Below are 12,569 nucleotides of genomic sequence, written 5' to 3'. Positions count from 1 at the left end.
CCCACGGTGACCGATACGCGCAAGGAGACGCCAGATGCTGCAATCTCGATATCGCTGGGTAATCGTCGCCGCGGGCAGCCTGATGGGCTGCATCGCGGCCGGCGCGATGTTTTCGCTGCCCGTGTTCCTGCGGCCGATCGCGCGCGACACGGGCTGGTCGATGACCGGCATTTCCGGCGCGATGACGCTCGGTTTCATCGCGATGGCGTTCGCCAGCATTGCGTGGGGTGCACTGTCGGACCGCATCGGTGCGCGGGCGGTGGTCATCATGGGCGCGGTGCTGCTGTCGGCGAGCGTCGCGCTCGCCAGCCGCGCGTCGTCCTTGCTCGCGTTCCAGTCGATCTTCGGCGTCGTCGTTGGTACAGCGACCGCCGCGTTCTTCGCGCCGGTGATGGCGTGCGTGACCGGCTGGTTCGATACGCATCGCAGCCTCGCGGTGTCGCTCGTGTCGGCCGGGATGGGGATGGCGCCGATGACGATGTCGCCGCTCGCCGCCTGGCTCGTATCGACGCACGGCTGGCGCACGTCGATGCTGATCGTCGCCGGGCTGGCGGCCGTCGTGATGATCCCGGCGGCGCTCTTGATCCGCCGCGCGCCGTCGTCCGACGCCGCGCATCCGGCGCCGGTTGCGGCCGGTACCGACGACTCGTCGATGCCGGTCGCGCACGCGCTGCGCTCGCCGCAGTTCATGATCCTGCTGCTGACCAACTTCTTCTGCTGTGCGACGCATTCCGGCCCGATCTTCCATACGGTCAGCTACGCGGTGACCTGCGGGATCCCGTTGATCGTCGCGGTATCGATCTACAGCGTCGAAGGGCTCGCCGGCATGGGCGGGCGGATCGCGTTCGGGATCCTCGGCGACCGGCTCGGCGCGAAGCGCATGCTGGTCGCCGGGCTGCTGCTGCAGGCGCTTGGCGCGCTCGGCTACTACTTCGTGCGCACGCTCGACGGCTTCTACGCGGTCGCGACGCTGTTCGGCTTCATTTACGCGGGCGTGATGCCCTTGTATCCGGTGCTCGCGCGCGAGAATTTTCCGCTGCGGATGATGGGCACGGTGATCGGCGGCAGTGCGATGGCCGGCAGCCTCGGGATGGCGGCGGGGCCGGTCGCGGGCGGCCTGATCGTCGATGCGTTCGGCAGCTACGGCTGGCTCTACCTCGGTTCGTTCGCGATCGGCATCGGCGCATGCCTGATCGCGTTGACGTTTCGGCCGTTTGCGAAGACGCGGACGATGCGGGCGCCCGCGTGACGGTCGTTCGGCGATGCGACTGGCGTGTCGCCGGGCATGGGCGTGGTCGCGCTAGTCATGCGAGCCGGTCCGGAACACGCTGCGCAATTCGTCGTGGTTGTGCACGTTGAGCTTGCGATAGATCTTGCGTACGTGATCGATGACCGTGCTGTTGCGCAACGACAGGTCGCTTGCGATCTCGCTGTGAGAGCGGCCAAGCACGAGCTGCGTGCAGAGTTCGCGCTGTCGCTCGGTCAGGCCGAATTCGAAGCCGAGCCGTTCGATTTCCAGTTCGAGCGGCGCAAAATGCTCGATGTAGATCACGATCGAGAAATCGCGCTGCACGGCGCGCGTGTCGGCGAGGCGATAGGCCTTGAAACGGAACCGGCCGGCGGCATTGCGGCGCTCGAGCGTGGCAGGCGGCGCGGGCTGTCCGCGCCAGATCCGGTTGACGTTCGACAGCAGCGGCGCGAGCCAGGCGGGCAGGCGGTCGTGACGGTAGAACGCGAGCGCTTCGCCGGTCGCGAGCGACAGCATCCGGAGGCTGTCCGCGTTGTGCAGCAGGAACCGGCCGTCGCCGTCGACGACGACGATCGCGGACCGGCTGCCTTCCGCTTCGTGCAGCGGCGGGCGAGCCGGCCGCGACAGCGCATGCGCGAGGTGCCGCGCGACCGGTTCGATGTCGCGATGATGCTTTTCGGAAAACGGACGACTGCCCGGGGCACGCGCAAGCTGCAGGCTGCCCCAGCCGCGCGCGCCGTCCGTGGCCGTCAATTCGAGGCAGTGGCGCATCGAGGTCGGCCGCCACAGGTCCGCATACATCGCGCTCGACAGCAGCGCATCGTCGTAATGCGCGCTGTTCACGAAGCCGCGTCCGCGACGCATCGCATCCGAGAACGTGATGCCGAGCACTTCCTGGCGGGCCGTGTTGTGCACGTTCATGAAGTACGACGGCAATACCGTATGGACCGTGTCGTTCTCGCTGTACACGTCCGACAGCGCGTAGTGTTCGTCGGCATAGAAGAACATGCCCCAGTCGGCGCCGACGATCTGCCGCGCGGCTTCAATCACATGAGGAATCACGAGGCGCGGCTCGACGCCGAGCGAACAGAGTCGTCGGATATGACTCGCCAGCGCGACGTGCTTGTCGGACATGGAGACGTTCCTCGAGCGTGCATCGGCTTCGCGCGCGGCGTTGTGCCGATCGGCCGATTGCATGCGTGCACTCCTGTCCGTTCAGCTTAGACGCCCTGCATGACAACTACCGAAATCGCCCCCTTTCAAGGGGGCGTCAAACCGGCAGGCGGTTCCTATCATTGCTCCATTCCGGCCATATTGACGTGACGGACAGCGCGCTGCATCCGGTTCGCGGCATTCGTCCGATGCAACGCGAATGCGGCGGAATGCGCGAGCCTGTCGGTCGAAACGCGACGCGCCTGCAGCGCGAAGTCGCGCATGGCGATGAGCCGGTCCGGGGACGACATGGGAGATCGCCGTGAAGGGTCGACGCCGCGTGCGGCGGGTTCCGCGGCATGCGGGCGGGGCGTCGAAGTGCGCGGACGGCGGCAAGCCGGCGCCGTCCGCTTCGTTGGGGGAGTACAGCTTCATGTGAGGTGCCACGATGAAGACCATCTACAAGGCGGCGCTGGCCGCGATCTGCGTGCTGGGCGCGGCGGGGGCCGCCATCGCGCAGGAAGGGAGCGCGCCGGCGTCGTCGATGACGCCGTCCGATGCCGCGATCGGTGCGACGTCGATGGGCAGCATGCCCGGTGCAGGTTCGCAGGCGGGCAGTCCGACCGCGCTCACGCGCGCGCAGGTCAGGAACGAACTCCTGCGCGCGCAGAAGTCGGGTGAGCTCGAGCGCATCAACCAGTTGTACGGCGGCCAGTAGCGGCCGACATCACGGCGCGGCCGTCACGAATCGCGGCTGCGTCGATCGCCGGCGCCGGGTATCGGCGGCGCGGCGATGGGGCGATCATGCACGGCCGCGAGCCGGCACGCCCGTAAACAGGGCCGAAACAACGCCGCACAAGCACGGCGCGCGCGTGCCGTCAATCGCATATCGAGCATTCGTTCGAAGTGCCTGTCATACGCGCGTCACCCTGCTAGAATTCGGCTGCCGCATTGTTTCGATTGACCGATGAGATTGCTTGACGCCCTGGTCGAACAGCGTATTGCCGCCGCCGCCGCGCGGGGCGAGTTCGACGATTTGCCGGGTACCGGCGCGCCGCAAGCGCTGGACGACGACCTGCTCGTTCCCGAGGAGGTGCGGGTGGCCAACCGTATCCTGAAGAATGCGGGCTTCGTGCCGCCGGCTGTCGAGCAACTGCGCGCGCTGCGCAACCTGCAGGACGAACTGCAGGCGGTCAGCGACCGCGCCGCGCGCTGCCGGCTGCAGGCGAAGATCCTCGCGCTCGACATGGCGCTCGAATCGCTGCGCGGCGGCCCGATGGTGATGCCGCGCGACTACTGCCGGCGCATCGCCGAACGGCTGTGCGAGCGCGGGCTCGACGACGCAGCGGCCGAAGTGGGGCCGATGTGACGTCCGACGCGCTGCGCGACGCAGCAGCCGAACCCGCCGCCGATTCTCCTACCCCTGAAGAAGTCACGCCCGTATCGGCGCGCGACCTGCATTTCATGCGGCTCGCGCAAGCCGCGGCCGAAGAGGCGCGGGCGGCCGGCGAGGTGCCGGTCGGTGCGGTGCTGGTGCGCGGCGACGAAGTAATTGCGCGCGGCTTCAATCATCCGATCGGCGGACACGATCCGTCCGCACACGCGGAAATGGCCGCGCTGCGCATGGCCGCGCAGCATCTGCAGAATTACCGGATGCCCGGCTGCGAACTCTATGTGACGCTCGAGCCCTGCCTGATGTGTGCGGGCGCGATCATGCACGCGCGCATCGCACGCGTCGTCTACGGCGCGGCCGATCCGAAGACGGGCGCCTGCGGCAGCGTGATCGACGCGTTCGCGAATCCGCAGCTCAATCACCATACCGAAGTGATCGGCGGCGTGCTCGCCGACGAATGCGGCGCCGCGCTGAAGTCGTTCTTCGCCGAGCGTCGCCGCGCGCTGCGCGAGGCGCGGCTCGCGCGCGACGCGGCGTCCGGCGGCGCATCGTAGCCCCTTCATCGTGTCCGGCCGCCGCGAGCCGGGCGCGATGCCGGTTCGTGAACCGGACGCGGTTCGGACCCTCTAAACAGGTTTGACGATCCCGACACCTCCCGCCATGTCCTTCCAGCCCGCCGCGTCCTATACCATTCGCCTGCTGGCGCCCTCCGGCTATCCGCACGACCCTGACGCGATCAATCGCGCGCTCGAACGCCTGAGCAGCGCGCAGCATCGCATCGAGAACCTCGAGGCGACGCAGCGCCGCTTTCAGCGCTTCGGCGGCACCGACGGCGAGCGGGCGGGGGACCTGAACCGTCTCGCCGATCCCGCCCGCCCGCTGCCGGACATCGCGCTCGCGGTGCGCGGCGGCTACGGCGCCGCGCGCATCCTGCACGGCCTCGACTATCGCGGGCTCGAAAGCCGGCTGCGCGACCAGCCGATCGCGCTCGTCGGTCACAGCGATTTCACGGCGATCCAGCTTGCGCTGTACGCGAAGGCGCGCATCAAGACCTTCGGCGGCCCGATGCTGTCCGCCGATTTCGGCGCGGAAACGCCGAGCGACTTCACGATGCAGCACTTCTGGCGGACGCTGTCGCAGCCGACCACGACGATCGTCGCCGAAGCGCCGCAGGTGCAGACCGTCAACGTGACGGGCACGCTGTGGGGCGGCAATCTCGCGATCCTCGCGTCGCTGGTCGGCACGCCGTACATGCCCGCTATCGAAGGCGGGATCCTGTTCATCGAGGACGTCAACGAACAGCCGTTCCGCATCGAACGGATGATCTATCAGCTTCACCTGTCGGGGCTGCTTGCACGCCAGCAGGCGCTGGTGCTCGGCCAGTTCACCGGCGCGCGGACGTTCGAGTACGACAACGGCTACGACATGCAGGCGATGATCGAGCAGGTGCGCGCGGTGATCGGCATTCCGGTCGTCACGGGGCTGCAGTTCGGCCATGTGCCGGACCTGCTGACGCTGCCGTTCGGCGCGCAGGCGCAGCTGGTCGCGAATGCGCACGGCTTCCGGCTGACGCTGTCGGATTATCCGCATCTGGGCTGAGGTCGGACACGCGCAACCGAAAGGCGGGATCGTCGGATCCTGCCTTTTTCTTTAAGCGGCTATGCAACTAACGGTCAGAAATTTTCGTCGGCGAAACGTGGTCCATCGCCAATGCCTGCACCATTTTTGTCAACAAAACGGCCGGGAGGGTATACGACGAGATGGCGTTCTGTCAGGCCAGACAGGCTTGTCGCGCATGGATTTCGCGCATGACGCACCGCGACGGAGCAGGGCGATGCCCGCGGATTGTGCGCAGTTAGGCGAAGAAATTGTTGACAATCATTATGTCCGTTCTACGATGAGGACCATTACACGATGCAGATCATGAACGAGTCCGATTCCCGTCCGTCCGGCGCGCCCGGCCCCGAAGCGATCGCCGAGCGGATCCGCACCGCGATCCTCGAGCATCGGCTCGCGCCCGGCGCGAAGCTGACGGAGGCGCAGCTCTGCGACGTATTCGGCGTGAAGCGCGGGACGATCCGGCAGGCGCTCGCGCTGCTCGCGACCGACAAGCTGGTCGATCTCGAGCCGAACCGCGGCGCATTCGTCGCGAGCCCGACGCTGCAGGACGTGCATGAGGTGTTCGAGATGCGCCGGATCATCGAGCTCGCGGTGATGGAGCGGCTGGCGACGGGGCCCGGCGCGAAGCGGCTGAAGGGCGTGGCGGCGCTGCTCGACAAGGAGCGCGGCGCGTTCGAGCGGCGCGATTTCTCCGCGTGGATTCGCCTGTCGGGCGAGTTCCATACGGCGCTCGCCGAGCTGATGGGCAATGCGGCGCTCAGCGAGTGCCTCGAAGGGCTCGTCGCGCGCTCGACGCTGATGTCGGCGCTGTACGAATCGCACGGGCGCAGCCCGTGCTCGTGCGACGACCACGCGGAGATTCTTGCCGCGCTGGAGGCGGCCGATGCGAAGCGGGCGGTGACGCTGATGGCGCACCATCTGCAGCATGTCGAACTGAAGATGCTGGACCGGCCCGCACAAGGGCAGGTCGATCTGCGCGAAGTGTTCGGCGGCGCCTGAGCGGCGACGCGAATACGGCCGCGCGCCACGGAACGAGCGTATGCAGGCGCGCGGCGCATGCCGCGGGCCGCTGGTCCGACTCCGGACGACGATCCGGAGCGATGTCGATGACGGTGGAGCGGCTGTCCGGCCGCGGTCAAGGAGAAGTCATGGCTCAGTTCAGTGTGGCGCACGACAGCGCCTATCCGGCGGAGGAAGGCGGCGAGGGCGACGGCCCGACGCTGCCGGGCGGTTACAGCGAACGTCTGTATAACGAAGATTTGGCACCCCTTAAAAATCAGACATGGGGTGCGTACAACATCTTTGCGTTCTGGATGTCGGACGTGCACAGCGTCGGCGGCTACGTGTTTGCGGGCAGCCTGTTTGCGCTCGGGCTGACGAGCTGGCAGGTGCTGATCGCGTTGATCGTCGGGATCGGCATCGTGAACCTGCTGTGCAACCTGATCGCGCGGCCGAGCCAGCAGATCGGCGTGCCGTACCCGGTCGCGTGCCGCGCGACCTTCGGCGTGCTCGGCGCAAACGTGCCGGCCGTGATCCGCGGGCTGATCGCGATCGCGTGGTACGGGATCCAGACCTATCTCGCGTCGAGCGCGCTCGTGATCGTCGTGCTGAAATTCTTCCCGCAATGGATGCCTTACGCGGATGTGCATCGCTACGGGTTCCTCGGGCTTTCCGCGATCGGCTGGGCCGGCTTCATGCTGTTGTGGGTGCTGCAGGCGTTCGTGTTCTGGAACGGGATGGAGACGATCAAGAAGTTCATCGACTTCGCCGGCCCGGCCGTCTACGTCGTGATGTTCATCCTGGCCGGCTACATGGTGTGGCGCGCGGGTTGGCGCAACATCGGCATCAATCTCGGCGGCGTCCGCTATCACGGCGCGGAGGTGATTCCGGTGATGATCACGGCCGTGTCGCTGGTCGTGTCGTATTTCTCCGGGCCGATGCTGAATTTCGGCGATTTCTCGCGCTACTGCCGCACGTTCGGCGACGTGAAGCGCGGCAACTTCTGGGGGCTGCCGGTCAACTTCCTCGCGTTCTCGCTGGTCACGGTGATCACGACGGCCGCGACGCTGCCGGTGTTCGGCGAGCTGATCACCGATCCGGTCGAGACGGTCGGCCGCATCGACCATCCGACCGCGGTGATCCTCGGCGCGCTGACGTTCACGATCGCGACCATCGGCATCAACATCGTCGCGAACTTCGTGTCGCCTGCGTTCGACTTCTCGAACGTCGCGCCGCGGCTGATCAGCTGGCGCGCGGGCGGGATGCTCGCGGCCGTCGCATCGATCTTCATCACGCCGTGGAACCTGTTCAACAACCCGGCGGTGATCCATTACACGCTCGACGTGCTCGGCGCGTTCATCGGCCCGCTGTACGGCGTGCTGCTCGCCGATTTCTACCTCGTCAAGCGCGGCCGGCTCGTGCGCGACGACCTGTACACGATGTCCGAGCAGGGCGCGTACTGGTACACGGGCGGCGTCAATCGCCGCGCGCTCGCCGCGCTGCTGCCGGCCGCGCTGATCGCGATCGTCTGCGTGATGATGCCGGGCTGGCAGGGCGTCGCGAACTTCTCGTGGTTCATCGGTGCGGCGCTCGGCTTCGGGTTCTACCGGCTGTTCGCGAACGCAAAGGCCTGAGGAGCGCGCGATGAAGATCAAGCTGATCAATCCGAATACAACGCAGCGGATGACCGACGCGATGGGCCGCTGCGCGCGCGAGGTCGCGGCCGCCGGCACGACGGTGTCGGCCGTGAGCCCGCCGATGGGGCCGCCGTCGATCGAAGGGTATTACGACGAGGCGCTCGCGACGCCCGGGCTGCTCGCCGAGATCGCGCAGGGCGAGCGCGACGGCTTCGATGCATACGTGATCGCGTGTTTCGGCGATCCGGGCCTGTACGCGGCGCGCGAACTCGCGCGCGGGCCGGTGATCGGGATCGCCGAGGCCGCGATGCACGCCGCGAGCGTGCTCGCACCGGGCTTCTCGGTGGTCACGACGCTGGCGCGCACCTGCGGGATGGCATGGCATCTCGCGGAGCGCTACGGGATGAAGCGCTTCTGCCGTAACGTGCGCGCGACCGACGTCGCGGTGCTCGAACTCGATCGGCCGGGCTCGGCCGCAAGGCGGATCATCGTCGACGAATGCCGGCGCGCGCTCGACGAGGACGGCGCGGACGCGATCGTGCTCGGCTGCGCCGGCATGGCCGAGTTCGCGCGCGAGATCGAGCAGCAGATCGGCGCGCCGGTGGTCGAGGGCGTCACGGCGGCCGTCAAGTGGGCCGAGGCGCTCGTCGCGCTGCGCCTGGCGACCGCGAAGCGCGGCGACTACGCGCGGCCGCTGCCCAAGCGCTACGACGGCGAGTTCGCACGCTTCAGCCCGCCGGCCGACGCGGCGCCCGCCGACGCGCCAGGCGCAACGGCCGCAGCGGAACCGGTCCCGGATTTGCCGCAAGCGCACATACACGTCGTCTGACACGCACTATCTGCGCCGCTGTATGGGCGCGTATGGGCGTTTTCGCTACACTGGGCCGTCGTCGCATCGGCCCGCGCAGCCGGCTTCCGGCGTTGCGCGGGGCGATGCGAACCCATTATTTCAGCAAGCTTTCGTTGCACATCGAACCATGTCATACGATTCCAACTACCCTCGCGACCTGATCGGCTACGGCCGCCATCCCGTGCAGGCGAACTGGCCGGGGCGCGCCCGTGTCGCCGTGCAGTTCGTGCTGAACTACGAGGAGGGCGGCGAGAACTGCGTGCTGCACGGCGATCCGGGCTCCGAGCAGTTCCTGTCCGAGATCGTCGGCGCGGCCGCGTATCCGGACCGCCACATGAGCATGGAGTCGATCTACGAATATGGTTCGCGCGCCGGCGTGTGGCGCATCCTGCGCGAATTCGAGAAGCGCGGGCTGCCGCTGACGGTGTTCGGCGTCGGCATGGCGATCGAGCGGCATCCGGAGCTTGCGCGCGCATTCGTCGAGCTCGGCCATGAAATCGCGTGTCACGGCTGGCGCTGGATCCACTATCAGAGCATGGCGCCCGAGCTCGAGGCCGAGCACATGCGGCTCGGGATGGAAGCGATCGAGCGCGTGACGGGCGTGCGCCCGCTCGGCTGGTATACCGGTCGCGACAGCCCCAATACGCACCGCCTGGTCGCCGAATACGGCGGCTTCCTGTACGACTCCGACAACTACGGCGACGACCTGCCGTTCTGGATGGACGTCGGCGTGACGGGCGGCGGCACCACGCCGCAGCTGATCGTCCCGTACACGCTCGACACCAACGACATGCGCTTTGCGACGCCGCAGGGCTTCAATACCGGCGATCACTTCTTCGACTACCTGCGCGACGCGTTCGACGTGCTGTACGCGGAAGGCGACGAGGCGCCGAAGATGCTGTCGATCGGCATGCACTGCCGCCTGCTCGGCCGGCCGGGACGTTTCCGCGGGCTGCAGCGTTTCCTCGATCACATCGAGAAGCACGATCGCGTATGGGTGACGCGCCGTGTCGATATCGCACGTCACTGGCGTGAACATCATCCGTATCAGCCCAATCATCGAAACGAAGGGAAAGCATGAAGGCGATGCGTTACACGTTGGAACAACTGAACACGATGGCGCCGAGCGCATTCGTCGCGGCGCTGTCGGGGATTTTCGAACATTCGCCGTGGGTGGCCGAGCTCGCCGCGGGCGAGCGGCCGTTCGCGAGCATCGGCGCGTTGCACAAGACGATGTCCGGCGCGGTCGAAGCGGCCGGCGAGGCGCGCCAGCTCGCGCTGATCAACGCCCACCCGGAGCTGGCCGGCAAGGCCGCCGTGCGCGGCGAGCTGACGGCCGAGTCGACGCGTGAGCAGAGCGGCGCGGGCCTCGACCAGTGCACGCAGGAAGAATTCGACAAGCTGCTGACGTTGAATCGCACGTACCGCGAGAAGTTCGGCTTCCCGTTCATCCTCGCGGTGCGCGGCTACGACCGGCACGGCATCATCGCGAACTTCGAGTCGCGCGTGAATCATTCGCGCGACGAGGAACTGCGCGCGAGCCTCGACCAGATCTACCGGATCGCGCGCTTCCGGCTCGACGACCTGATCGACGCCTGACACGCCGTACGTAATACGGGCCGCCGCATTGCGGCGGCCTTTTCGCAATACTGACAAGGAAACATCATGGCTCTTCCGCTTCTCGATCCCGACGCACCCGATTTCACGCGGCGCTATGTGAATCTCGCCGACCCGCGTCTCGGTGCACAGGCGCTCGAGGCCAGCGACGATTTCTTCGCGCCGAAGGAGCGGATGCTGAACCCCGAGCCGGCCGTCTTCATCCCCGGCAAGTACGACGACCACGGCAAGTGGATGGACGGCTGGGAAACGCGCCGCAAGCGCACGACCGGCTATGACTGGTGCATCGTCAAGCTCGCGCGCCCGGGCGTGATCAAGGGCTTCGACATCGATACGAGCCACTTCACCGGCAACTTCCCGCCGGCCGCGTCGATCGAGGCCGCATACGTGCCCGACGGCGCGCCGACGCATTCGACCGAGTGGGTCGAGATCGTGCCGTCGACGACGCTGCAGGGCAACAGCCATCACTACGTCGCGGCGAGCGACGCGCGCGCGTTCACGCACCTGCGCGTGAACATCTATCCGGACGGCGGCATCGCGCGCCTGCGCGTGTACGGCCAGCCGCAGCTCGACTGGGCCGGCGCGAGCGCGACCGAGCAGTTCGATCTCGCGGCGATGGAGAACGGCGGTTACGTGGTGGCGGCGAACAACCAGCACTTCGGCGTCGCGTCGAACCTGCTGCTGCCGGGCCGCGGCGTGAACATGGGCGACGGCTGGGAAACCCGCCGCCGCCGCGAGCCGGGCAACGACTGGGCGATCATCGCGCTCGCGCAGCCGGGCGTGATCCGCAAGATCGAAGTCGATACGGCGTTCTTCAAGGGCAACTACCCGGACCGCTGCTCGATCCAGGCCGCGTATGTGTCGGGCGGCACCGACAGCTCGCTGATCACGCAGTCGATGTTCTGGCCCGTGCTGCTCGGCGAGCAGAAGCTGCAGATGGACAAGCAGCATTACTTCGAACAGGAAATCGCGTCGCTCGGCCCGGTCACGCACGTGCGCCTGAACATCATTCCGGACGGCGGCGTGTCGCGCCTGCGCCTGTGGGGGACGCTCGACAAATGAAAACGCTCGTTATCGAACCGCTGACCAAGGAAGCGTTCGCGCCGTTCGGCGACGTGATCGAAACCGAAGGCGCGAAGCAGATCCCGATCAACCTCGGCACGACGATCCGCTTTCACGACCTCGCGAAGGTCGATGTCGAAGAGGCAGGCGGGCGCACGCTCGTCAACCTGTTCCGCGGCCAGCCGCGCACGCTGCCGTTCGAAGTGAAGATGCTTGAGCGCCACCCGCTCGGCAGCCAGGCGTTCGTGCCGCTGAACGACAGGCCGTATCTCGTCGTCGTCGCGCCTGCGGGCGATCTCGACGAGACGAAGATCCGCGCGTTCGTGACGAGCGGCTGGCAGGGCGTCAACTATGCGAAGGGCGTGTGGCATCACCCGCTGATCGCGCTCGGCGAGGTCAGCGACTTCATCGTCGTCGACCGCGGCGGCGACGGGCTGAACCTGAACGAGCAGGATCTGCAGACGTCGCTGTGGCTCACCGACGAAGCACTGCATGCGTTGACGGCCTGAGTCGCCGGCGTCACGCATCGGTTTGCCGAAACCCGCGCAGTTTGCGCGGGTTTTTTTATGCCGGAGGCGGTCGCGTGGCGAGGTCGGCGCGCAGCCGTTATGTATCGAAGCAGGATCGCGGGCGCGTCTTTCCGACAAACCGATCTTGAGATCGCACTGCGTAAGATATTCCCGGAACTGCATTCGGGCGCTCGTGTGGTCGTATCGTTTCGGCCGGCACCAATGTGTCGCTATCCGAAGCGATCGCGAGTCTTCGCAACGGGGAGAACCTGACGATCGGCGTCGATGAGGTATTGGCCGCTCGTCGTCGCCGGCTCGTGTTGCTTCGCACCTCGTGAATCGCACCTCCACCCGGCGCATCGCACGACTGCCAACCCGCATCGCCTTCGCGATCGATCGCGCGATCATCGCGCATATTCCCGCGCCTTCCCGACAAGCAAAAAAAACGGGCCCGTTTCCGGGCCCGCGAACGGAGAGGGTG

14 protein-coding genes are annotated in these 12,569 nt (G+C 67.1%); 12 read left to right on the top strand and 2 right to left on the bottom strand.

The genetic code is table 11. The features are described 5' to 3' along the window. The first annotated feature begins 34 nt into the window (after positions 1-34). Positions 35-1,249: an MFS transporter gene (locus BST28156_RS03110; RefSeq protein ID WP_174901455.1), complete on the top strand. Its 1,215-nt coding sequence runs from the start codon at positions 35-37 to the stop codon at positions 1,247-1,249. A gap of 51 nt (positions 1,250-1,300) precedes the next feature. On the opposite strand, the gene BST28156_RS03105 is transcribed toward BST28156_RS03110, so the two are convergent. Both BST28156_RS03105 and BST28156_RS03100 read right to left on the bottom strand, forming a co-directional pair. After that, positions 1,301-2,383, bottom strand: a complete 1,083-nt coding sequence (locus BST28156_RS03105; RefSeq protein WP_060240127.1) for a helix-turn-helix transcriptional regulator — start codon at positions 2,381-2,383, stop codon at positions 1,301-1,303. A gap of 158 nt (positions 2,384-2,541) precedes the next feature. Then, positions 2,542-2,712, bottom strand: coding sequence for a hypothetical protein (locus tag BST28156_RS03100; RefSeq protein WP_174901454.1), 171 nt, complete (start codon positions 2,710-2,712; stop codon positions 2,542-2,544). A gap of 137 nt (positions 2,713-2,849) precedes the next feature. Here BST28156_RS03100 and BST28156_RS03095 point away from each other — a divergent pair, with 137 nt between their 5' ends. From BST28156_RS03095 to BST28156_RS03045, 11 genes are all read left to right on the top strand, one after another. Further along, the gene (locus tag BST28156_RS03095) at positions 2,850-3,119 is read left to right on the top strand and encodes a DUF4148 domain-containing protein (protein ID WP_060240079.1); all 270 of its coding nucleotides are present in this window, start codon (positions 2,850-2,852) and stop codon (positions 3,117-3,119) included. Between the two features lie 249 nt (positions 3,120-3,368). After that, positions 3,369-3,770: a DnaJ family domain-containing protein gene (locus tag BST28156_RS03090; RefSeq protein ID WP_060240081.1), complete on the top strand. Its 402-nt coding sequence runs from the start codon at positions 3,369-3,371 to the stop codon at positions 3,768-3,770. Then, the gene (gene tadA / locus BST28156_RS03085; RefSeq protein WP_081077063.1) at positions 3,767-4,348 is read left to right on the top strand and encodes a tRNA adenosine(34) deaminase TadA; all 582 of its coding nucleotides are present in this window, start codon (positions 3,767-3,769) and stop codon (positions 4,346-4,348) included. Before BST28156_RS03090 ends, tadA begins: the two co-directional genes overlap by 4 nt. A 106-nt stretch (positions 4,349-4,454) precedes the next feature. Then, on the top strand, positions 4,455-5,393 hold the full coding sequence (gene ldcA, locus BST28156_RS03080; protein ID WP_174901453.1) for a muramoyltetrapeptide carboxypeptidase: 939 nt from the start codon (positions 4,455-4,457) through the stop codon (positions 5,391-5,393). Positions 5,394-5,708: 315 nt separating this feature from the next. Further along, the gene (locus tag BST28156_RS03075) at positions 5,709-6,413 is read left to right on the top strand and encodes a GntR family transcriptional regulator (protein WP_060240089.1); all 705 of its coding nucleotides are present in this window, start codon (positions 5,709-5,711) and stop codon (positions 6,411-6,413) included. Between the two features lie 149 nt (positions 6,414-6,562). Continuing rightward, positions 6,563-8,047: an NCS1 family nucleobase:cation symporter-1 gene (locus BST28156_RS03070; RefSeq protein ID WP_174901452.1), complete on the top strand. Its 1,485-nt coding sequence runs from the start codon at positions 6,563-6,565 to the stop codon at positions 8,045-8,047. A gap of 10 nt (positions 8,048-8,057) precedes the next feature. After that, a complete protein-coding gene (locus BST28156_RS03065) occupies positions 8,058-8,879 on the top strand; it encodes an aspartate/glutamate racemase family protein (protein WP_060240092.1) in 822 nt (273 codons plus the stop codon). A gap of 148 nt (positions 8,880-9,027) precedes the next feature. Then, positions 9,028-9,981, top strand: a complete 954-nt coding sequence (puuE, locus tag BST28156_RS03060) for an allantoinase PuuE (RefSeq protein WP_009694811.1) — start codon at positions 9,028-9,030, stop codon at positions 9,979-9,981. Further along, on the top strand, positions 9,978-10,499 hold the full coding sequence (gene uraD, locus BST28156_RS03055; protein WP_174901451.1) for a 2-oxo-4-hydroxy-4-carboxy-5-ureidoimidazoline decarboxylase: 522 nt from the start codon (positions 9,978-9,980) through the stop codon (positions 10,497-10,499). The genes puuE and uraD overlap by 4 nt, the downstream gene beginning before the upstream one ends. A 66-nt stretch (positions 10,500-10,565) precedes the next feature. Next, positions 10,566-11,579: an allantoicase gene (gene alc, locus BST28156_RS03050; RefSeq protein ID WP_059512809.1), complete on the top strand. Its 1,014-nt coding sequence runs from the start codon at positions 10,566-10,568 to the stop codon at positions 11,577-11,579. After that, positions 11,576-12,088: an ureidoglycolate lyase gene (locus BST28156_RS03045; protein ID WP_009694807.1), complete on the top strand. Its 513-nt coding sequence runs from the start codon at positions 11,576-11,578 to the stop codon at positions 12,086-12,088. Before alc ends, BST28156_RS03045 begins: the two co-directional genes overlap by 4 nt. The last annotated feature ends 481 nt before the right edge of the window (positions 12,089-12,569 follow it).

This window comes from Burkholderia pseudomultivorans, from assembly GCF_902499075.1.
Taxonomy (GTDB): Bacteria; Pseudomonadota; Gammaproteobacteria; order Burkholderiales; family Burkholderiaceae; genus Burkholderia; species Burkholderia pseudomultivorans.
Note: the sequence above shows the minus strand (reverse complement) of the source record. Positions and strands in the feature narration are given on the sequence as shown.